Raw genomic sequence first — 19,247 nt, 5'->3', positions numbered from 1 at the left:
TCACCCCCACGTGGGTGTACGGCACAATGTCGTGACGTGATCCCCGAGGACAACAGGTTCGAGAGCGACCCGGCCGGCGTCCTGCCGGAGGATCCCGGACTGCCCGAGGGCTGGTCCGCCGCCGCCCCTGACGGCTCCGACCCCGCGACCGTCGCCGAGCTGACCGAGCTCCTGCGCAACCACGAGCGAGCAGGCCGTGGGTGGGCCGGTGCGAGCGAGGACGACGTCCTGGTCGAGGTGTCCGAGCGAGGCCTGTCGATGCGCGAGAACCTCGTCGTCCGCGACGAGTCCGACCGGATCCGTGCGTGGGGGAGCGTGCACGACCGGGCGGTCGGCCGGATGCTCTTCGTCCACGTCGTCGCGCGCGACCTCGAGCACGCCCTGGCCACCCGCTGCTCGCGCGTGCTCCTCGCGTGGGCCGAGGCCCAGGCCAGGGCGGTCGGCGCCGCCCGCGGCCTGGAGGTCCAGCAGATCGACACCGGCACCTTCGCCGACGACGAGCGGCTGGCGGGCTGGCTGACCGCGGCCGGCTTCGAGAAGGTGCGCACCTGGTGGCAGATGAGCCGCTCGGTGGTCCCCGAGGAGGCCGAGCTCGTTCCCGACCCCGCGCGCTGGGAGCTTGACGGCGTGGTCTTCCGGCGTGTCGAGCAGCAGGGCGACGGCATGCCCGAGGACGGCGACCTCCGCGCGGTCCACGACGTCCTCGAGGGTGCCTTCACCGACCACTTCAACTCCGCCGAGGAGACCTTCGACGAGTTCATCCACCGGCTGCGGGAGGACCCCGGCCACCGCTGGGACCACTGGTGGCTCGCCGAGGTCGACGGCGAGCCCGCGGGTGCCCTGGTGGGGACGGTCAGCGAGTCGGTCAGCGGTCCCGACGGGTCCTACGTCTCCTACCTCGGGGTGCTCGGGTCGGCCCGGGGCCGGGGCGTCGCCAAGGGGCTGCTCCACACGATCATCGCCGACGCCGCCGAGCAGGGCCGCGACCGCGTGGGCCTCGAGGTCGACGCCGACTCGCCGACCGGCGCCGACGGGATGTACGTCGCGATGGGCTGGGGCACCAAGTACGTCACGCAGTCATGGCACAAGGACGTGCGGGTCTGACCTCAGCGCAGCGACTCCCGCAGCGCCCGGTGCACGCCGGCGGGGGTGAGGACGCCCACGAAGCGTGCGCCGTCCTTCACCCCGATCATCGGCTTGTCGTCGCGCAGCAGGGCTGCCAGCGCCTCCTCGAGCGAGGAGTCGAGGTCGATCGCTGAGCCCAGCGCGCCTCCCGTGACCCCGTCGAGGGGCTCGAGGTGCTCCTCGCGCAGGGGGGTGACGGCCAGGCGACGCAGCCCTCGCGTCGACCCGACGAAGTCGGCGACGAAGTCGTCAGCGGGGCGGGCGAGCAGCTCGGTGGGAGTGGCGTACTGCGCGAGCCGACCGCCTGCGGCGAAGATCGCGACCCGGTTGCCCATCCGGACGGCCTCGTCGATGTCGTGCGTCACGAGCACGACGGTCTTGCCGAGGTCCCGTTGCAGTCGCATGAACTCGTCCTGCAGGCGGGTGCGGACCACGGGGTCCACGGCGCCGAACGGCTCGTCCATGAGGAGCACCGGCGGGTTGGCGGCGAGCGCTCGCGCCACGCCCACCCGCTGGCGCTGGCCTCCCGAGAGCTGGTGGGGGTAGCGGTCGGCGTACTGGTCGGGGTCCAGGCCGACGGTGTCGAGGAGCTCACGCGCCCGCTCGCGCGCGGTGGCCTTCGACTCGCCGTAGAGCAGCGGCACGGTCATGACGTTGTTGATGATCCGCTGGTGGGGGAAGAGCCCGACCTGCTGGATGACGTAGCCGATGCCGCGGCGCAGCTCGACCGGGTCGGCGTCGGTGACGTCCTGGCCGTCGAGGAAGATCCGCCCGGTGGTCGGCTCGATCAGCCGGTTGATCATCTTCAGGGTCGTGGACTTGCCGCAGCCCGACGGGCCGACCAGGCAGACCATCTCGCCGGCCGCGACGTCGAGGTCGACCTCCTGGACCGCCACGGTCCCGTCGTCGTAGGTCTTGCCCACGCCCGAGAGCCGGATCATGGGCTCGCCGGGGCCCGAAGCGGTAGCGTCCATGCGCGTGACCCTACTCGCGAGCTCGGTCGCGGCCGTGGATCCGAGCTGCTACAACCGCACCGTCAACGAGTGGTGGTGCACCGCCTACTTCTCCGACTACCGCTCCGAGCTGGTCGAGGCCACGACCCAGCACCTGGTGATCACGCTGGCGGCGATCGTCCTGGGCATCGTGGTCGCGTTCCCGTTGGCTCTGGTGGCGCGACGGGTGCCGCGACTCGAGTCGGCGATCCTCGGCGGCTCCACCGCGCTCTACACGATCCCCTCGCTCGCGCTCTTCCCTCTGCTGGTGCCCTTCACCGGCATCACCGCCACGACCGTGGTCATCGGGCTCGCGCTCTACGCGCTGACGATCTTGGTGCGCAGCATGCTCGACGGGCTGCGCGCGGTCCCCGACGAGGTGCGCGAGTCGGCCCGGGGACTGGGCTACGGCGCCACCGCCCAGCTCTATCGCATCGAGCTGCCCCTCGCCCTCCCGGTGATGATGGCGGGCCTGAGGGTGGCGACGGTGTCGACCGTCGCGCTGACCACGGTCGGGGCGCTCGTCGCCAACGGCGGCCTCGGCAACCTCATCGCCCACGGCGTCTCCACCGACTTCCGGGCCGAGCTGCTCGCGGCCTGCCTGCTGTGCGTCGTCATCGCCGTGCTGCTCGACGTGCTCATCGTGGCCGCCCAGCGGGTGCTCACGCCGTGGACCCGGACGGGAGGCGTCTCATGAGGGTCTTCCGTGACACGTGGGCCTACCTGTCCGACCCGGCCAGCTGGACCGGCAACGGCGGGATCCTCGAGCTCCTCGTGCAGCAGCTGCTGCTGACGGCCACCGCGCTGGGGCTGGCTCTCGCGCTCGGCCTCCCGCTCGCGCTCTGGCTCGGGCACCTCGGGCGAGGCGGCTTCCTGGCGATCAACATCTCCAACGTCGGGCGGGCGGTGCCCACGTTCGCGCTCCTGGCCCTGCTCGTCACCGCCGACTGGCCCGGCATCTCGACGATCGGCCCTTACGGACGCGGCGGCATCGCGACGCTCCTCGCTCTCACGCTGTTCGCGCTGCCGCCGATCATCACCAACGCCTACGTCGCCGTGCGCGAGGTCGCGCCCGACGTCAAGGAGGCGGCCACCGGCATGGGGATGACGCCCTGGCAGCTGTTCGGCCGCGTGGAGCTGCCGCTGGCGCTGCCGCTGGTCGCTGCTGGCGTGCGGCTGGCACTCGTCCAGGTGTGGGCGACCGCCACGATCGCCGCCATGGTCGCCGGCCCCGGGCTCGGCCGGATCATCACCGACGGCTTCGCCAACAGCGACTACGGGAAGGGAATCGCCGGGGCCGTGGTTGTCGCCGTCGTGGCGATGGTCCTCGAGGGCCTGGCGGCGCTCGCGCAGCGTGCCGCCGACCCCGTCCCGCACACCGCCAGCTCAACTGCACACACGGAAGCACCCCTGCCCACGACGACGTGAGCAGGACCGGACACGCGTGGCCGCCACGGCCACGGGACACAGAAGGTGAGTGACATGCAGCTACGACGAATCGCCGCGGGGGCCCTGGCCCTCAGCACGGTCCTCCTCGGCGCGGCCTGCGCCGGCGACGACCTCGCCAACGACGACACCGCCGCGGACGGGGGCGACAAGGGCTCGGTGAAGATCTCCGGCCAGGACTTCGGCGAGGTCCAGATCGTCGCCGCGATGTACGAGCAGCTCCTCGACGCCGAGGGGTACGACGCCTCGGTCCAGCTGGTCGGCACCCGCGACGTCTACATGGCCGAGGGCCAGTTCCCGGGCTCCATCCAGTTGGTGCCTGAGTACGTCGGCGGCATCGTCGACTACCTCAACACCACCGTCAACGGCCCCGACGCGGAGCCGCTCACGACCCCCGACGCCGAGGAGTCGATCGAGGCGGCCGAGTCCCTCCTGGAGGACAAGGGCATCACCCTGCTCGATCCCTCCGCCGCCATTGACACCAACGCGTTCTTCGTGACGCAGGAGTACTCCGAGTCCGAGGGCGTCACCAAGCTCTCGGACCTCGAGGGCAAGAAGGTCGTCGTCGCCGCGGCCGAGGACTGCGCCGACCGCGCCGACTGCGGAGCCGGCCTCACCAAGGAGTACGGCATCGACGTCACCGAGTTCCTGCCGCTGGGCTTCGCCTCGCCGGCGGTGTTCAAGTCCGTGGCCGACGGGGAGGCCCAGCTCGGCCTGACCTCGACCACCGACGGCACCCTGGAGTCGCAGGGCATGGTGCTGCTCGAGGACGACAAGCAGATCCAGCCGGCGCAGAACCTCATCCCGGCCGTCTCCTCGGAGTGGCTGGCCGACAACGAGGAGGTCGAGGACATCCTCAACGACCTGATGGCCGCCCTCACCACCGAGAAGCTCACCGAGCTCAACGGCAAGATCTCCGTCGACCGCGAGAAGCCGGCCGACATCGCCCAGGAGTTCCTCGAGTCCGAGGGCCTTCTCTGAGCGCCGTTACAGCGGGCGCGTGACCTCGTGGTCCCGCAGCGCCAGCGCTGCGGGATCCACGGTGGTCTCGTCGAGCACCGAGGGTGGTACGACGATCCGCCAGGCACCGGTGGCGACGTCCTGGCCGCGTGGGGCGGGCTGCCCGTCGAGCGAGGACACCCACGTCATCAGCGCGGCGACGTCGGCGCGGCGGTCCTGCTCGACCAGCCAGCCTGCCAGCCGGTGGACCGGTGGGAGCCCTGAGTGCACGAGCGAGCGCTGCCCCCAGAACTCCAGCACCCCCGCGCGCAGCAGGCCCCACCACTCGGGTGAGCAGTCGGGGACCAGCAGGAAGTAGCGCCACAGGTCGCCGGCGAGGACGCGGTCGACGTACACCTCCTCGACCTCGGCCGAGCCGTGCTCCCGCACCGACTCCAGCGACATCCGCTTGGTCTCCCAGCGGTCGCGCAGGTCCTCGATCGACGCGCGGGTCTGGGTGATGGAGCCCTCGCGGATGCGCCACAGGTAGGTGCTCTCGGTGAGCACGTCGAACGTGCCGGCCAGGAACGCCCGGGTGGTCGTGGGCTGGTCCTCGTAGCGGGTGCCCTCGGGCCAGGCGAGGCGCTGCGCGTCCCACCACGAGCGGCGGAAGAGCTTGTTCCACGCGAAGACGTCACCGAGGAGCTCGGGCCGCTGCTCGATCCGCGCAGAGCGCAGGGGCGGCTGGTGGAGTCGCCTCATCCATGGGGGCTCCACGAGGCTGTCCTCGTCGATGGCGCCGTCGGGCTCTCCTGAGTGCCACTGCAGGACCGAGGCGGTGGCGAAGTCGGACCCGGACTCCTCGAGCGACCCGACCAGGGTGGCGAGGGCGGTGGGCCGGAGCACGTCGTCGGAGTCGAGGAACGCCAGGTAGTCGCCGCGGACGTGGCCGACCCCGACGTTGCGGGCGGCGCCCAGGCCGGCGTTGGGCGTGTGCACCACGCGGATCCGGCTCTCCCGGCGCGCCCACTCGTCGGCGATCTCGCCGGTCCGGTCGGTCGAGCCGTCGTCGACGACGACGGCCTCCCACCGGGCGTGCTCCTGCCGGACGAGGGAGCGCAGGCATTCGTCGAGGTAGCGCTCGACGCCCCACGCGGGGACGACCACGCCGACCAGGGGGGACCGGGAGAACCACTTCATGACCGGCGAGCCTAGGCCCGACGAACCGCGGCCGTACGACGCGCCGGTCGGTCGGATCGCCGCCGCCCGGCCGCAGTTCGTCGGGCCGGCAGCGCCGGCCGGTAGGCTCCCAGCCGTGACTGAGCAGGCCCCGTCCGAGAAGCCGCACGCCCAGGCGAGGGCGATCGACGAGATCAACCCCGACGGCGTCCCGCGCAAGGTCCTCTTCGTCGCCGGGGCCGGCCGCAGCGGCACCAGCACGCTCGCCGGGATCGTCTCCCGGCTCGGCATGCACGTGCCGCTGCCGGAGGTGCCGCCCGACGACTCCAACCCGCGCGGCTTCAGCGAGCCGCAGTGGGTCGTCGACGTGCACGACGAGTGGCTCGCCGAGGCGCTTGTGCAGGTCAGCGACAGCCGGCCCAGCGCGTGGTTCGACACCGGCAGGATCTGCAGCCGCGAGCCCGCCCGCATCCGGGTGAGCGAGTGGCTCGAGCCCCACTTCGACGTCCACCCCGAGCTGGTCGTGAAGGACCCGCGGCTGAGCTGGTTCCTGGGCCTGTGGCGGGTGGCCGCCATCCGCACGGGTGCGACGCCCGTCTTCGCCACGATGCTGCGCCCGCCCGCGGAGGTGGTGGGGTCCAAGCAGAAGTACTACGCCAACAAGCTCGGCTCGGCCCACCTGGCGGCCAGCTGGGTCAACATGCTGCTCCACACCGAACGCGCCACCCGGCCCACCGAGGGTGCCGGCAGCCGGGTCTTCGTGCGCTACGAGGACCTGCTGACCGACTGGGTGAAGACCACGATGGCGCTGGGCCACGCCCTGGACCTGCAGACGATCGTCCACACCCGCAGCGACCAGATCCGCGAGGTGCACCGCTTCATCGACCCCAACCTGCGCCGGGTCAACCAGACGCTCGCCGACCTCGGCCTGCCGACGCGGTTGCACGAGCTGACTGCCGAGACCTGGGAGCAGCTCACCAGGCTGGCCGACCCCGACCAGGGTGCGGACTCGGCGGAGATCCACGAGACCTTCGACCAGCTCCGGGCCGCCTACACCGACCTCTACGAGGAAGCCGAGGCGATCAGCCGCTCGACCGAGGTGCACGCCCGCCTCCAGGGCAAGCGGCAGCTTCTCGCCGAGCTCGAGGACGACACCCACGGCCGCAGGTTCGCCGACATGGTCCCCCATGAGGTCCGGGCCGCGATCCCTCCGTCGGTACGTCGCGGTGTGCGCAAGGCGCTCGGCCGCGAACGCGCCGACGGCCAGTGACCGGGGGAGACCGGTGACGATCCCGATCGGCTCTGGCCACGGCCTGACCAACCTCGAGGGCCACACCGACTTCGACATCGTCTGGCCCTGGAACGCCGGGCCGCTGCGGCGCGGCGCGACGGCCGTGCTGCGGGTCAAGAACGAGGCACCCGGGCTGCGCTTCGTGCTCCCGCCGCTGCTGCGGGCCTGCGACCACGTCCTGCTGGTCGACAACGGCTCCGACGACGGCACGGGTGAGGAGGCGCTGCGCGTCGCGGCCGAGTCGGGTCTCGGCCACAAGTTCACCCTGAAGGCCTACCCGTTCCAGGTCGCCCGGGCCGGAGCCGAGCACCTCGCCGTCAACGAGCGGTCGGTCCACTCGCTGGCCTACTTCTACAACTGGTGCTTCTCCCACGTCCGCACCCGCTACTCCTGGAAGTGGGACGGCGACATGGTGCTGACCACCGAGGGCGAGATCTCCATGGCCGACCTGTCCTGGCAGGTGGGCATGGCCGATGCGGTCATCAGGTTCCCGCGCCACGGTCTCTACATCGAGTCCGAGTCGAAGGCCTACCTCGACCTCGGCCTGCGCAACATCGAGGAGTGGGGCTTCCCGATGAGCCCCGACTTCGTCTACGCCAAGGCACCCGAGTGGGAGATCCGCACGACGCCGGACCGCATCGAGCAGTTCGCGCTCCCGCAGGGGCTGTGTGTCGAGCTGAAGTGGCTCGACGGCGACGAGTTCGCCCACTGGACCAACCCCGAGTCGTTCGCCACGTCGATCCGCAACCGCCGCAAGCGCCGTGAGTGGACCGTGTGGAACGCCTTGCACGCCGGCGACGTCCCGGAGGGAGTGGTCGAGATCGAGGCACCGGCCGGTGAGCACGTGGTCGACCACGTCACCCACACCTGGCTGCCCCGCGCACCCCGCCCCTTCGTCGTCGACGACCCCGACCACGCCAAGCTGCACCTGCGCGCCTGAACGATCGGGTTGTCGTACCCCCTCCTGCCAGGCTGGCGGCGGACGACATCTCCGGGCTCACCCTGGCGGCGGACGACATCGATCGGGGTTCGGCGTTGTCGTGTGCCGCCACCCTCACCACGGGACGTGTCGTGTGCCGCCACCCTCGTAGCGCGCACGGACCTACTGACGGGTAGCGATTTCGGTGGTGTTCGTCACGTCCCGGAGCAGTTCCCAGGCCGGAATCCGTCGGCGTAGGCTCGATGTTGATCGCAGTAGATCGGTACCCGCGAGGGACTGAAACGAAGAGGTCGACATGACGAAGTCCGTTGCTGGGTTGCGCGTGGGTGTGGTCGGCGCCGGCCGTGTCGGTGCCGTGCTGGCTGCCGCTCTCCGCGCTGCTGGGTACGACGTCGTGGGCGCCGCCGGCGAGTCCGACGCGTCCCGCCGCCGCATCGCCGCACTGCTCCCCGGGGTCGAGGTCGCGAAGCCGTCCGACGTGGCCCGCGGCTGCGACCTCCTGCTGCTGACGGTCCCCGACGACATGCTCTCCAACGTCGTCACCATGATGAGCGCGAGCGGCGCCATCCACGAGGGGCAGGTCGTCGCCCACACGTCGGGTCGCCACGGCCTCGCCGTGCTGGAGCCGGCACGCGCGGCGGGGGCTCGCACGATCGCCCTCCACCCGGCGATGACGTTCACCGGCACCGAGGTCGACCTGCCGCGCCTGGCCGGGTGCGTCTTCGGCGTCACCGCCGCCGACGAGGACCGTGAGCTCACCGAGGCCCTCGTCGCCGACCTGGGCGGACGCCCCACGTGGATCCGCGAGGAGCTGCGCACGCTCTACCACGCGGGCCTGGCCCACGGCGCCAACCACCTCGTCACGCTGGTCACCGAGGCGATGGAGATCCTCTCCGCGACCGGGACGGTCGATCCCGCAGCCACCCTGCGACCGCTGCTGACGGCCGCCCTGGACAACGCCCTCGAGCAGGGCGACGCCGCTCTCACCGGACCCATCGTGCGCGGCGACGTCGAGACCGTCCGCGCCCACCTGGCCGACCTGGCCGCCAAGGCGCCCGACACGTTGCCGTCCTACCTCGCGATGGCCCGCGCCACGCTCGACCGTGCCGTGACCGACGGCCGGGTGCTCCCGATCCGGGCGGCCAAGATGCTGCAGGTCCTCGAGGCCGCCGAGTCGGCGCAAACCTCCCGCCGAGCCGGCGCCAACCACGTGCCGAGTCGGCGCGTGCCTCCTGCCGAGTCGGCGCCAACCCGTCGATGACGCGTCTCGCACACACCCGCGAGGAGCTGGACGACCTTCTCGACGACGCCCGTCACGAGGGTGCCCGCATCGCCTTCGTCCCCACCATGGGCGCCCTCCACGAGGGCCACGCCAGCCTGATGCGCGGGGCGCGCCAGCGCACACGCGGCCCGCTCGTGGTGAGCATCTTCGTCAACCCCATGCAGTTCGCCCCGACCGAAGACCTCGACCGCTACCCGCGCACCCTGGACGCCGACCTCGAGGTGTGCGAGGCCGAGGGTGTCGACATCGTCTTCGCGCCCTCGGTCGAGGAGGTCTACCCCGGCGGCTTCAGCCACGAGGACGTGCGCCGCGGCGTGACGGTGGCGCCGGGCGCCCTCGCAGAGATCCTCGACGGCGCCTCTCGTCCCGGCCACTTCGACGGCGTCCTCACCGTCGTCGCCAAGCTCTTCGGCCTGGTGCGGCCCGACGTCGCTGTCTTCGGCCAGAAGGACTACCAGCAGCTCGTGCTCATCCGCCGGATGGTGGCCGACCTCTGCATGGGCATCGACGTCGTCGGCGCCGAGACGGTCCGCGAGCCCGACGGCCTCGCCCTCTCCAGCCGCAACCGCTACCTCGACGCCGAGCAGCGCCGGACGGCGACCGCCCTGAGCCGGGCGCTGCGAGCGGCGCAGGATCGGGCGTCGTACGGCGTCCCTGCCGCGCGCTGGGCGGCCATGTCGGTGCTGAAGGCCGAGCCCGGCCTCGAGCTCGACTACCTCGCGCTCACCTCACCCGACCTGGGGGAACCCCCGGAGACCGGCGAGGGCCGGATCCTCGTCGCCGCCCGGGTCGGGACCACGCGGCTGATCGACAACATGCCGATCACCTTCGACCGGACGGACCCCGGTCAGACCACCCCCGAGGCGGGCACCGCACCAGCGGGCTCGACCGCACTGGAGAGGAGCAGCTGATGCTGCGCACCATGATGAAGTCCAAGATCCACCGGGCCACCGTGACCCAGGCGGACCTCCACTACGTCGGGTCGGTGACGGTCGACAAGGACCTGCTCGAGGCGGCCGACCTGCTGCCCGGCGAGCTGGTCCACATCGTCGACGTCACCAACGGCGCGCGACTCGAGACCTACACGATCGCCGGCGAGCGCGGCTCGGGCGTCATCGGCATCAACGGAGCCGCGGCGCGCCTCGTGCATCCCGGCGACGTCGTGATCCTGATCGGCTACGGCCAGATGGAGACCGCCGAGGCCAAGGAGCACCAGCCGCACGTGGTCTTCGTCGACGCCGACAACAAGGTGATGGCGACCGGCTACGACCCTGCCGAGACGTTCGGCGACCCCACGCTCCAGCGTGGCGACCTCGTCACTCGCTAGCCTGCCCGGATGCCCGTCCCGCAGCGTCTGGCTGCTCCCGCACCCGGTTGGGTCACGCGCGCCGACGTCGTGGTCGTCGGTTCCGGCATCGCGGGGCTGACTGCAGCCCTGCGCATCGACGCTGCCGATCCGTCGCTGCGCGTGCTCGTGGTGACCAAGGACGTCCTCAACGCGGGCTCGACCCAGTGGGCGCAGGGAGGCATCGCCGCGGCGCTCGGCCCGGGCGACACCCCCGAGCAGCACGAGCGGGACACCCTCGTCGCAGGGGCTGGTGCCTGCGACGTCGAGGCGGTGCACGCGCTGGTGACCGAGGGCCCGGACGCGGTCCACGAGCTGATCGCCCTCGGCACGCAGTTCGACCACCACCCCGACGGAGAGCTGTCGCTGACCCGCGAGGGGGGCCACCACCGCGACCGCATCGCCCATGCCGGAGGGGATGCCACCGGTGCCGAGATCCAGCGCGCGCTGATCGCGGCGGTGGAGCGGTCGCCCGAGATCGAGGTCATCCAGCACGCGCTGGCCGTCGACCTCCTGAGGTCCGCCGACGGAGGAGTCGCCGGGCTGACCCTCCACGTGCTCGGCGAAGGCCAGCGAGATGGCGTCGGCGCAGTCCACTGCCGCGCAGTCGTGCTCGCCAGCGGCGGGCTCGGACAGGTGTTCTCGCAGTCCACCAACCCGAGCGTCTCCACCGGCGACGGCATGGCGCTGGCGATGCGGGCGGGTGCCCGCCTCCGCGACCTGGAGTTCGTGCAGTTCCACCCCACCGTGATGTGGCTGGGACCCGATTCCCAGGGCCAGCAGCCGCTGATCTCCGAGGCGGTGCGCGGTGAGGGTGCCTTCCTCGTCGACTGGGAGGGACAGCGCTTCATGCAGGGCGAGCACGAGCTCGCCGACCTCGCGCCGCGCGACGTCGTCGCCAAGGCCATCACCCGCCGGATGATCGAGACCGGCCAGCCCCACATGTGGCTCGACGCCCGTCATCTGGGCGCCGACTTCTGGGCACGGCGCTTCCCCACGATCCTCAAGGTCTGCCGCGAGCACGGTGTGGACCCGGTCACCGAGCTGATCCCGGTCGCCCCCGCCCAGCACTACGCCTCCGGCGGTGTCGCCACCGACCTGTGGGGCCGCTCCAGCGTGCCGGGCCTCTACGCGACCGGCGAGGTCGCCTGCTCGGGCGTCCACGGCGCCAACCGGCTCGCGTCCAACTCGCTGCTCGAGGGCCTGGTCTTCTCCCGCCGAATCGCCGAGGTACTTCCGGGCGAGCTCCGCCCCTGGGCCGACCCGGTCGCCGACGAGCGGCCCGCGTGGCTCGTCAGCGGCCGGCGTCGTCGTACCCTCCAGGACACGATGACGGCCCGGGCCGGGGTCCTGCGCACCCAGGACGGGCTCGCCGAGGCGCTTGCCGTCCTCGCCGAGCTGGGCGCCGAGGAGGCCGCCCCCGGCGTCGACACGTGGGAGACCTCCAACCTGCTCACGATCAGCACCGCGTTGGCGCAGGCAGCGCTGGTCCGCACCGAGACCCGTGGCTCGCACTGGCGCGAGGACCACCCCGACCGCGACGACAGCAGGGCAGGCCACATCGACTCGTGGCTCGACGAGGACGGCCGCGTGACCAGCGAGTGGACGCATGCTCCCTCGACCGATCCCTCCACCACAGGAGCGCCAGCATGAGCAGCCTCGCCGCGGTGCCGACCGATCTGATCAACGAGCTCGTCGACGCAGGCCTTGACCCCGACCAGGTCCGGGACACCATCGACCTGGCCCTGCGCGAGGACCTGCCGGACGGCCCCCCGGACCCGACCAGCTGGGCGACCATCGGTTCCGACGAGCGTGGTGAGGCGGTCTTCGCGGCCCGCGAGCCGGGCGTCGTCGCGGGTCTCGGGGTGGCCGCGGCGGTGTTCCACGCGGTGCACGGTCGCGACGTCGACATCAGCGAGCGCCTGGCGGACGGCACCCGCGTCGAGAGGGGCGACGTCGTCATGCGCGTCGCCGGGCACACCCGACAGCTCCTCGTGGCCGAACGGGTCGCCCTCAACCTCGCCTGCCACCTCTCCGGCATCGCCACCGCCACCGCCCGCTGGGTCGACGCTCTCGAGGGCTCTCCCACGAGGGTCCTCGACACCCGCAAGACGCTGCCCGGGCTGCGCGCGCTCCAGAAGTACGCCGTCCGCTGCGGGGGCGGCGTCAACCACCGGTTCGGCCTGTTCGACATGGCGATGGTCAAGGACAACCACGTCCTCGCGGCCGGGGGAGTGGTGCCGGCGCTCGACGCCATCCGCGAGCAGCACCCCGACCTCCCGGTCGAGGTCGAGGTGACGACCCTGGACCAGCTCGACGAGCTGCTGGCGCTGGACAGGCTCCCCGACCGCATCCTGCTCGACAACATGAGCGACGAGCTGATGGCCGACGCCGTACGCCGCACCGCCGGCCGGGTGCCGCTCGAGGCGAGCGGCGGCATCACGCTGGAGCGTGCCTCCCGGATCGGAGCGACGGGTGTCGACTTCGTCTCCGTCGGTGCGCTCACCCACTCGGTGGTGGTCTTCGACATCGGGATGGACCTGCTCCCGGGACGGGCCTCGCAGTCGTGAGCCTGCTCGCCGCCGACATCGGCAACAGCCACACCTCCCTCGGGCTCCTGGACGGTGACCGGGTCACCGCCGACTGGCGGGTCGCCACCGAGGAGCGCCGCACGGCCGACGAGTGGGCGGTGCTCATCCGGGGCCTGCTCGACGACCGGGCCGGCGACGTCGACGGCATCGCGATCTGCTCGACCGTGCCGGCCGTCCTGCACGAGTGGCGCGAGATGGTGGTGCGGCACTTCGAGGGAGTGCCCTGCGTCGTGGTGGAGCCGGGCGTGCGGACCGGGATCCCTGTGCTGATGGACAACCCGCGCGAGGTGGGAGCCGACCGCATCGTGAACTCCCTGGCAGCAGCGACGATCCACGGCGGGCCCGCCATCGTCGTGGACTTCGGGACCGCCACCACGTTCGACGTCGTCAATGCGGCAGGCCAATATGTCGGCGGAGCAATTTCCCCAGGAATAGAGATCTCCCTCGAAGCACTCGGCAGGCGCGGCGCCCAATTGCGCAAGGTCGAATTGATGAGGCCCCGCACGGTGATCGCCAAGAACACGGTCGAGGCATTGCAGTCGGGAATGCTCTTCGGGGTCGCCGCCCAGGTCGAAGGACTGGTCGACCGCATGATCGCCGAGCTCGGTGTGCCGGTCGACGACGTCACCGTGATCGCCACCGGGCACCTCGCGCCGCTGCTGCTCGAGGAGTGTGACTGCTTCACCGAGCACTCCCCGTGGCTGACCCTGCAAGGCCTGCGACTGGTGTTCGAGCGGAACGCCTGAGGGTGGCGGCTCCGGGGGCCGGCGGGCCGCGTAGCATCGGCGGCGTCCACCACGATCAGCCGGGAGTTTGTCGACGTGACGTCTGCGTTTCCGGACGCCCTCACGCAGCACGGCGGTGAGCGGGGCGGCCGCCGTACCCGAACGGACGCCTCCGTGCCGCCGTCGCGGTCAGAGCCGTCGGGCTCGCTGCGATGGTTGGTCGGTGCGGCTGCCGCCGCGTTGGTCGGGTCCTGCGTCCTCGTGGTCCTGGGTGGCACCCCGGCCCCGCTCCTGGTGCTCGCCGTCGCCCTGGCGACGCTGGCGCTGCGCTCGTGGCTCACCACCCCGGTCGCGCTGGCAGCTGTCCTGGTGGGCGCTCTCGGCCTGCTGACCGTGAGCATGAGGCTGTGGCCGGCGCTCGGTGCCTCCCTCGGGTGGCTGCTGGTCCTGCCCGCTCTCGTCGGGGGCGCCTCCTTGGCGTCCTTGTGGCGTTCGCGTGCTACGACGCTCGCGATGTCCCGCGCGGACCTGGTGCTGGGTGCCGGCCTCGCCCTGCTGTCCCTGGTGCAGGTGCTGGCCGTGCCGGCGGCTCGGTGGCTGTCGGGGCGCCCCAAGCTCGCCTGGATGATGAACAACGACAGCCCGTGGAACCTGATCTCCGCCCGCTACATCGTCGAGGACGGAGGGCTGGATCCGGGCTCCCACCGCAACCCCGCGCCCCTGGCCAACGAGCTCGTCGCGCTCTTCCTCGTCCCCGGGCGGTCCGACGTCGACCCGACGGCGCTCCTGTCCCACGACCTCCTGCGTACGTCCCAGGCACTGCTGCTCCTGGTGGGGGCTGTCAGCCTGCTCGGGGGTGTGCTGGTCGCCGCGACGATCGGCGCATCCCGGCCCTGGTGTCGCGCCGTCCTCGCGGCCGTGGCGGCGGTGATCCCCTGGACCTGGTCGTTGGCAGGCCACGTGTTCGTCTACGGCTTCTGGAACTCCCTTCCGACCGCGGTCCTCCTCCTGGCGGCGTGGACAGCCTGGATGGCGTCCGAGCGCTCACCGGTGGTGGGCTCCGGCCTGCTCGCGCTGTCAGGAGTCGGCCTCCTGGCTGCGTGGGCACCGCTGGCCCTGGTGCCCGTCTGCCTCGCCCTCGCCGTCGTGGGGTGGCGCTGGCGCCGGCACCTCGCCCTGCGCGGGTGGGTGCTGATCGTCTGGCTCGCGCCCTGGGCCGTCCTCGCGTCGTACGCCGTGATCGTCACCCGGGCCGACTTCGCGGCATCCTCGGAGGGGCTGGCCATGGAGGGAAGCTTCCCTGCCTTCGGCGAGCACCTGCCGCCGGTCTTCTGGCTGGTTCCGCTCGGCGTCCTCCTCCTGTCGCGGTGGGGCTCGCTCCACCTCGATCTGGTGGGGGTGCTGGTCCTGGGAGTCGCGGGAGCGGCGGGGATCCTCTACCTGATGGAGCAACGCTCAGGCGCGCCCGGCGGCCCGTGGGGCTACTACCCGCAGAAGTTCGCGTGGAGCCTGTCGTTGCTCGCACCGATCGTGCTGCTGGGGTCTGTCCGAAGCTGGCTTGGCGAGGCGCTCGGTCGAGTGCAGAGCGGTGCTGCCGTGCTCGGGACGATGCTGCTCACGGGAGCGCTGCTGCTGCAGGTGCCGCCGTTCGACCTCAGGCCGCTGGCCGCCCTCTCCTATCCCATCGCCCATCGCACGCCCGACTACCGGGTGACCTCGGTGCTGCCGACGGTCTCGATCATGTTCCCCGACCGGGCCAGCGCGATGGATCCGGCGGCTCGCTCGCTCCTCGCGCTCGAGGACGCGGACCGCAAGGTCGTGGCGTCACGGTGGTCTCCGGATCCCGGGGCCAACGGGTTCATCAACTACTGGCTTCTCCAGCTGCCCGTCGACCAGGTGGGTGACCAGCCCCGTGCCTACGCCTACGGGCTCGACAGCTTCGACCCTGCCCAGCTGTGCAACCTGGTGCGCGACTGGGGGAGCGGTGTCCTCATCCAGACGCGCGACCCCAAGCTCCGCGGCGAGGTCGAGCGGGCCTGCCCCGAGCTCGACTTCGAGGTCCGCGTGCACTGACCTGCACAGCACGACGGCGTGTCCTCGCATTCACCGCGCTTTTCGACATTCCCGGTGGTGCCAATTCTTGGTCGAATTGCCACGTCACCCCATTTTCAGTCATCATGACGTCGGCGATCTAATTCCGTTTCCCGAAAGAGGTCAATAGAAATGGCACAAAAGGTCAATATCGTTCTGGTCGACGACCTGGACGGGTCCGAGGCCACGCAGACCGTGTCGTTCGCGATCGACGGCACGTCCTACGAGATGGACCTCAACGACGCCAACGCCGCCTCCCTGCGCGAGGCGCTCGCGGGATACATCGGCCACGCCCGCAAGGTCACCGGCGGCACGCGGCGCGGCAGCGGTCGTCGTACCTCCTCGGGCTCGGGCTCGGGCGGCAACACCAAGGCCGTTCGCGAGTGGGCCAAGTCGCAGGGCATGGAGGTCTCCGAGCGGGGCCGCATCTCCGCCGACGTGCAGCAGGCCTACGACGCCGCTCACTGAACCGTACTGCCACCTGTAACGCCGGGTTAGGCGCACCAACCACCCCCGTGCACCAGGGTGGGAACAGCGATTAACCCGGCGTTGCAGCACTTGATGTTCGCCCTCAGCGGACGGACTCGGCATGTGGGTGGGAACACGTAGGGTGGAGTCGGGCGTTGAGCCCATTGTCCGCGGCGATCCCTCGGGGTGTGACTGTGGACCCGAAGACGTAGAGGAGCGCACATGTTCGAGCGGTTCACCGACCGAGCCCGGCGAGTTGTCGTGCTGGCCCAGGAAGAGGCCCGCATGCTCTCCCACAACTACATCGGCACCGAGCACATCCTGCTCGGGCTCATCCACGAGGGCGAGGGCGTCGCAGCCAAGGCGCTGGAGTCCCTCGACATCTCCCTGGAGGCAGTGCGCGCCCAGGTCGAGGAGATCATCGGCCAGGGCCAGCAGGCGCCCTCGGGCCACATCCCCTTCACGCCGCGCGCCAAGAAGGTCCTCGAGCTGTCCCTGCGCGAGGCGCTGCAGCTCGGCCACTCCTACATCGGCACCGAGCACATCCTGCTCGGCCTGATCCGCGAGGGCGAGGGCGTCGCCGCCCAGGTGCTGCAGAAGCTCGGCGCCGACCTCAACCGTGTGCGCCAGCAGGTCATCCAGCTGCTCAGCGGGTTCCAGGGCAAGGAGTCGGCGAGCGCCGGCGCCCAGGCCGGCGGCTCTGGCGGCGAGGCGCCGTCGAGCTCTCTGGTGCTCGACCAGTTCGGCCAGAACCTCACCCAGGCCGCCCGCGAGGGCAAGCTCGACCCGGTGATCGGTCGCGAGCCCGAGATCGAGCGCGTCATGCAGATCCTGTCGCGCCGCACCAAGAACAACCCCGTCCTCATCGGCGAGCCCGGCGTCGGCAAGACCACGATCGTGGCCGGCCTGGCCCAGGACATCGTCAAGGGCAGCGTCCCCGAGACGCTCAAGGACAAGCAGATCTACACCCTCGACCTCGGTGCGCTCGTCGCCGGGTCGCGCTACCGCGGTGACTTCGAGGAGCGCCTGAAGAAGGTCCTCAAGGAGATCAAGACGCGCGGCGACATCGTGCTCTTCATCGACGAGATCCACACCCTCGTCGGTGCCGGCGCGGCCGAGGGTGCCATCGACGCCGCCTCCATCCTCAAGCCGATGCTGGCACGCGGCGAGCTGCAGACCATCGGCGCCACCACGCTCGACGAATACCGCAAGTACCTCGAGAAGGACGCCGCGCTCGAGCGTCGCTTCCAGCCCATCCAGGTGCAGGAGCCCTCGATCGCCCACACGATCGAGATGCTCAAGGGGCTGCGCGACCGCTACGAGGCGCACCACCGGGTGACCATCACCGACGAGGCGCTGGTCTCGGCGGCCACCCTGGCCGACCGCTACATCTCCGACCGGTTCCTGCCCGACAAGGCGATCGACCTCATCGACGAGGCCGGCTCACGCCTGCGCATCCGCCGGATGACCGCGCCGCCGGACCTTCGCGAGTACGACGACAAGATCGCCGACGTGCGCACCCGCAAGGAGGCCGCGATCGACGGCCAGGACTTCGAGGCCGCCGCGCGCCTGCGTGACGAGGAGAAGCAACTCACCGCCCAGAAGGCCGAGCGCGAGAAGCAGTGGCGTGCCGGTGACCTCGACGAGATCGCCGAGGTCGACGAGGAGCTGATCGCCGAGGTGCTCGCCGTCGCGACGGGCATCCCGATCGTGAAGCTGTCGGAGGAGGAGTCCACCCGTCTGCTCAAGATGGAGGACGAGCTCCACAAGCGGGTCATCGGCCAGGAGGAGGCCGTCAAGGCCCTGTCCCGCGCCATCCGACGCACCCGCGCCGGCCTCAAGGACCCCAAGCGTCCTGGTGGCTCGTTCATCTTCGCCGGTCCGTCCGGCGTCGGGAAGACGTGGCTGTCCAAGACGCTCGCGGAGTTCCTCTTCGGTGACGAGGACGCCCTCATCCAGCTCGACATGAGCGAGTTCTCCGAGAAGCACACCGTCTCCCGGCTGTTCGGCTCGCCTCCCGGCTACGTCGGCTACGAGGAGGGCGGCCAGCTCACCGAGAAGGTCCGGCGCAAGCCGTTCTCGGTCGTGCTCTTCGACGAGGTCGAGAAGGCCCACCCCGACATCTTCAACAGCCTGCTGCAGATCCTGGAGGAAGGTCGCCTGACCGACTCCCAGGGCCGGGTGGTCGACTTCAAGAACACCGTCATCATCATGACCACCAACCTCGGCACCCGCGACATCGCCAAGGGCGTCAACCTCGGCTTCCAGCAGTCGGGCGAGGCCGGCTCCTACGACCGCATGAAGAACAAGGTCTCCGAGGAGCTCAAGCAGCACTTCCGGCCCGAGTTCCTCAACCGCGTGGACGAGATCATCGTCTTCCCGCCGTTGTCGAAGGAGCAGATCGTCGCGATGGTCGACAACATGATCGCCGCGGTCGAGCTGCGCCTGAAGGACCGCGACATGTCGCTGGAGCTGACGCAGGACGCCAAGGACCTGCTGGCGACCCGCGGCTTCGACCCGGTGCTGGGTGCTCGCCCGCTGCGACGCACCATCCAGCGCGAGATCGAGGACGTGCTGGCCGAGAAGATGCTCTTCGGCGAGGTCGGTCCCGGCCAGATCGTGCTGGTGGGTGTCGAGGGCGAGGGTCCGACCGCGACCTTCACCTTCAAGGGCCAGAAGAACTCCACCGTCCCCGACATGCCGCCGCTGGAGACCGTGGTCGAGGGGTCGACCGGCAGTGGCCCGGACGACTCCACCGGCCCGGCCGACGTGCCGAAGGCCGCCGGCGAGGAGTGACGTGACGACGAGGGCCCGACCGATCACCCGGTCGGGC

Annotated in this window: 17 protein-coding genes; 15 read left to right on the top strand and 2 right to left on the bottom strand. The window is 71.0% G+C overall.

The genetic code is table 11. The features are described from left to right. Positions 1 to 36 precede the first annotated feature (36 nt). A complete protein-coding gene (locus EXE58_RS05515; protein ID WP_208544139.1) occupies positions 37 to 1,104 on the top strand; it encodes a GNAT family N-acetyltransferase in 1,068 nt (355 codons plus the stop codon). 2 nt (positions 1,105 to 1,106) lie between these two features. Here EXE58_RS05515 and EXE58_RS05510 read toward each other — a convergent pair whose 3' ends face one another. Further along, entirely contained in the window at positions 1,107 to 2,099 is a 993-nt protein-coding gene (locus EXE58_RS05510) for an ABC transporter ATP-binding protein (RefSeq protein WP_135266933.1), read from the bottom strand. Between the two features lie 4 nt (positions 2,100 to 2,103). Here EXE58_RS05510 and EXE58_RS05505 point away from each other — a divergent pair, with 4 nt between their 5' ends. The 3 genes from EXE58_RS05505 to EXE58_RS05495 are packed head-to-tail and all read left to right on the top strand — an operon-like array spanning position 2,104 to position 4,544. Next, entirely contained in the window at positions 2,104 to 2,814 is a 711-nt protein-coding gene (locus tag EXE58_RS05505; protein WP_208544138.1) for an ABC transporter permease, read from the top strand. Next, positions 2,811 to 3,545: an ABC transporter permease gene (locus EXE58_RS05500; RefSeq protein ID WP_135266931.1), complete on the top strand. Its 735-nt coding sequence runs from the start codon at positions 2,811 to 2,813 to the stop codon at positions 3,543 to 3,545. Before EXE58_RS05505 ends, EXE58_RS05500 begins: the two co-directional genes overlap by 4 nt. Before the next feature lie 54 nt (positions 3,546 to 3,599). After that, on the top strand, positions 3,600 to 4,544 hold the full coding sequence (locus tag EXE58_RS05495; RefSeq protein ID WP_135266930.1) for an ABC transporter substrate-binding protein: 945 nt from the start codon (positions 3,600 to 3,602) through the stop codon (positions 4,542 to 4,544). Positions 4,545 to 4,550: 6 nt separating this feature from the next. Here EXE58_RS05495 and EXE58_RS05490 read toward each other — a convergent pair whose 3' ends face one another. After that, the gene (locus tag EXE58_RS05490; RefSeq protein WP_135266929.1) at positions 4,551 to 5,702 is read right to left on the bottom strand and encodes a glycosyltransferase family 2 protein; all 1,152 of its coding nucleotides are present in this window, start codon (positions 5,700 to 5,702) and stop codon (positions 4,551 to 4,553) included. A gap of 115 nt (positions 5,703 to 5,817) precedes the next feature. On the opposite strand from EXE58_RS05490, the gene EXE58_RS05485 reads away from it, so the two are divergent. The 11 genes from EXE58_RS05485 to EXE58_RS05435 all read left to right on the top strand — a co-directional run bounded on the left by EXE58_RS05485 (position 5,818) and on the right by EXE58_RS05435 (position 19,210). Next, the gene (locus EXE58_RS05485) at positions 5,818 to 6,951 is read left to right on the top strand and encodes a sulfotransferase family protein (RefSeq protein WP_244242439.1); all 1,134 of its coding nucleotides are present in this window, start codon (positions 5,818 to 5,820) and stop codon (positions 6,949 to 6,951) included. 13 nt (positions 6,952 to 6,964) lie between these two features. After that, positions 6,965 to 7,912 carry a glycosyltransferase gene (locus EXE58_RS05480; RefSeq protein ID WP_135266928.1) on the top strand — a complete coding sequence of 316 codons (948 nt, stop codon included), beginning with the start codon at positions 6,965 to 6,967 and terminating at the stop codon, positions 7,910 to 7,912. 295 nt (positions 7,913 to 8,207) lie between these two features. Continuing rightward, positions 8,208 to 9,173 (top strand): Rossmann-like and DUF2520 domain-containing protein, encoded by a 966-nt coding sequence (locus EXE58_RS05475; protein WP_135266927.1) that lies wholly within the window; start codon positions 8,208 to 8,210, stop codon positions 9,171 to 9,173. Beyond that, a complete protein-coding gene (panC, locus tag EXE58_RS05470; RefSeq protein WP_135266926.1) occupies positions 9,170 to 10,105 on the top strand; it encodes a pantoate--beta-alanine ligase in 936 nt (311 codons plus the stop codon). The genes EXE58_RS05475 and panC overlap by 4 nt, the downstream gene beginning before the upstream one ends. Further along, a complete protein-coding gene (gene panD, locus EXE58_RS05465; protein ID WP_135266925.1) occupies positions 10,105 to 10,521 on the top strand; it encodes an aspartate 1-decarboxylase in 417 nt (138 codons plus the stop codon). Before panC ends, panD begins: the two co-directional genes overlap by 1 nt. Before the next feature lie 9 nt (positions 10,522 to 10,530). After that, a complete protein-coding gene (locus tag EXE58_RS05460; protein ID WP_135266924.1) occupies positions 10,531 to 12,192 on the top strand; it encodes an L-aspartate oxidase in 1,662 nt (553 codons plus the stop codon). Then, positions 12,189 to 13,109: a carboxylating nicotinate-nucleotide diphosphorylase gene (nadC, locus tag EXE58_RS05455; RefSeq protein WP_135266923.1), complete on the top strand. Its 921-nt coding sequence runs from the start codon at positions 12,189 to 12,191 to the stop codon at positions 13,107 to 13,109. The genes EXE58_RS05460 and nadC overlap by 4 nt, the downstream gene beginning before the upstream one ends. Then, complete coding sequence (locus tag EXE58_RS05450) at positions 13,106 to 13,876, top strand: type III pantothenate kinase (RefSeq protein ID WP_135266922.1); 771 nt, start codon at positions 13,106 to 13,108, stop codon at positions 13,874 to 13,876. Before nadC ends, EXE58_RS05450 begins: the two co-directional genes overlap by 4 nt. A 75-nt stretch (positions 13,877 to 13,951) precedes the next feature. Next, a complete protein-coding gene (locus tag EXE58_RS05445) occupies positions 13,952 to 15,928 on the top strand; it encodes a hypothetical protein (RefSeq protein WP_135266921.1) in 1,977 nt (658 codons plus the stop codon). Positions 15,929 to 16,078: 150 nt separating this feature from the next. Further along, a complete protein-coding gene (locus EXE58_RS05440; RefSeq protein WP_135266920.1) occupies positions 16,079 to 16,414 on the top strand; it encodes a histone-like nucleoid-structuring protein Lsr2 in 336 nt (111 codons plus the stop codon). Between the two features lie 222 nt (positions 16,415 to 16,636). Then, positions 16,637 to 19,210 carry an ATP-dependent Clp protease ATP-binding subunit gene (locus EXE58_RS05435; protein WP_135266919.1) on the top strand — a complete coding sequence of 858 codons (2,574 nt, stop codon included), beginning with the start codon at positions 16,637 to 16,639 and terminating at the stop codon, positions 19,208 to 19,210. Positions 19,211 to 19,247 lie beyond the last annotated feature (37 nt).

Source organism: Nocardioides seonyuensis (genome assembly GCF_004683965.1).
GTDB classification, from domain to species: Bacteria; Actinomycetota; Actinomycetes; order Propionibacteriales; family Nocardioidaceae; genus Nocardioides; species Nocardioides seonyuensis.
Note: the sequence above shows the minus strand (reverse complement) of the source record. Positions and strands in the feature narration are given on the sequence as shown.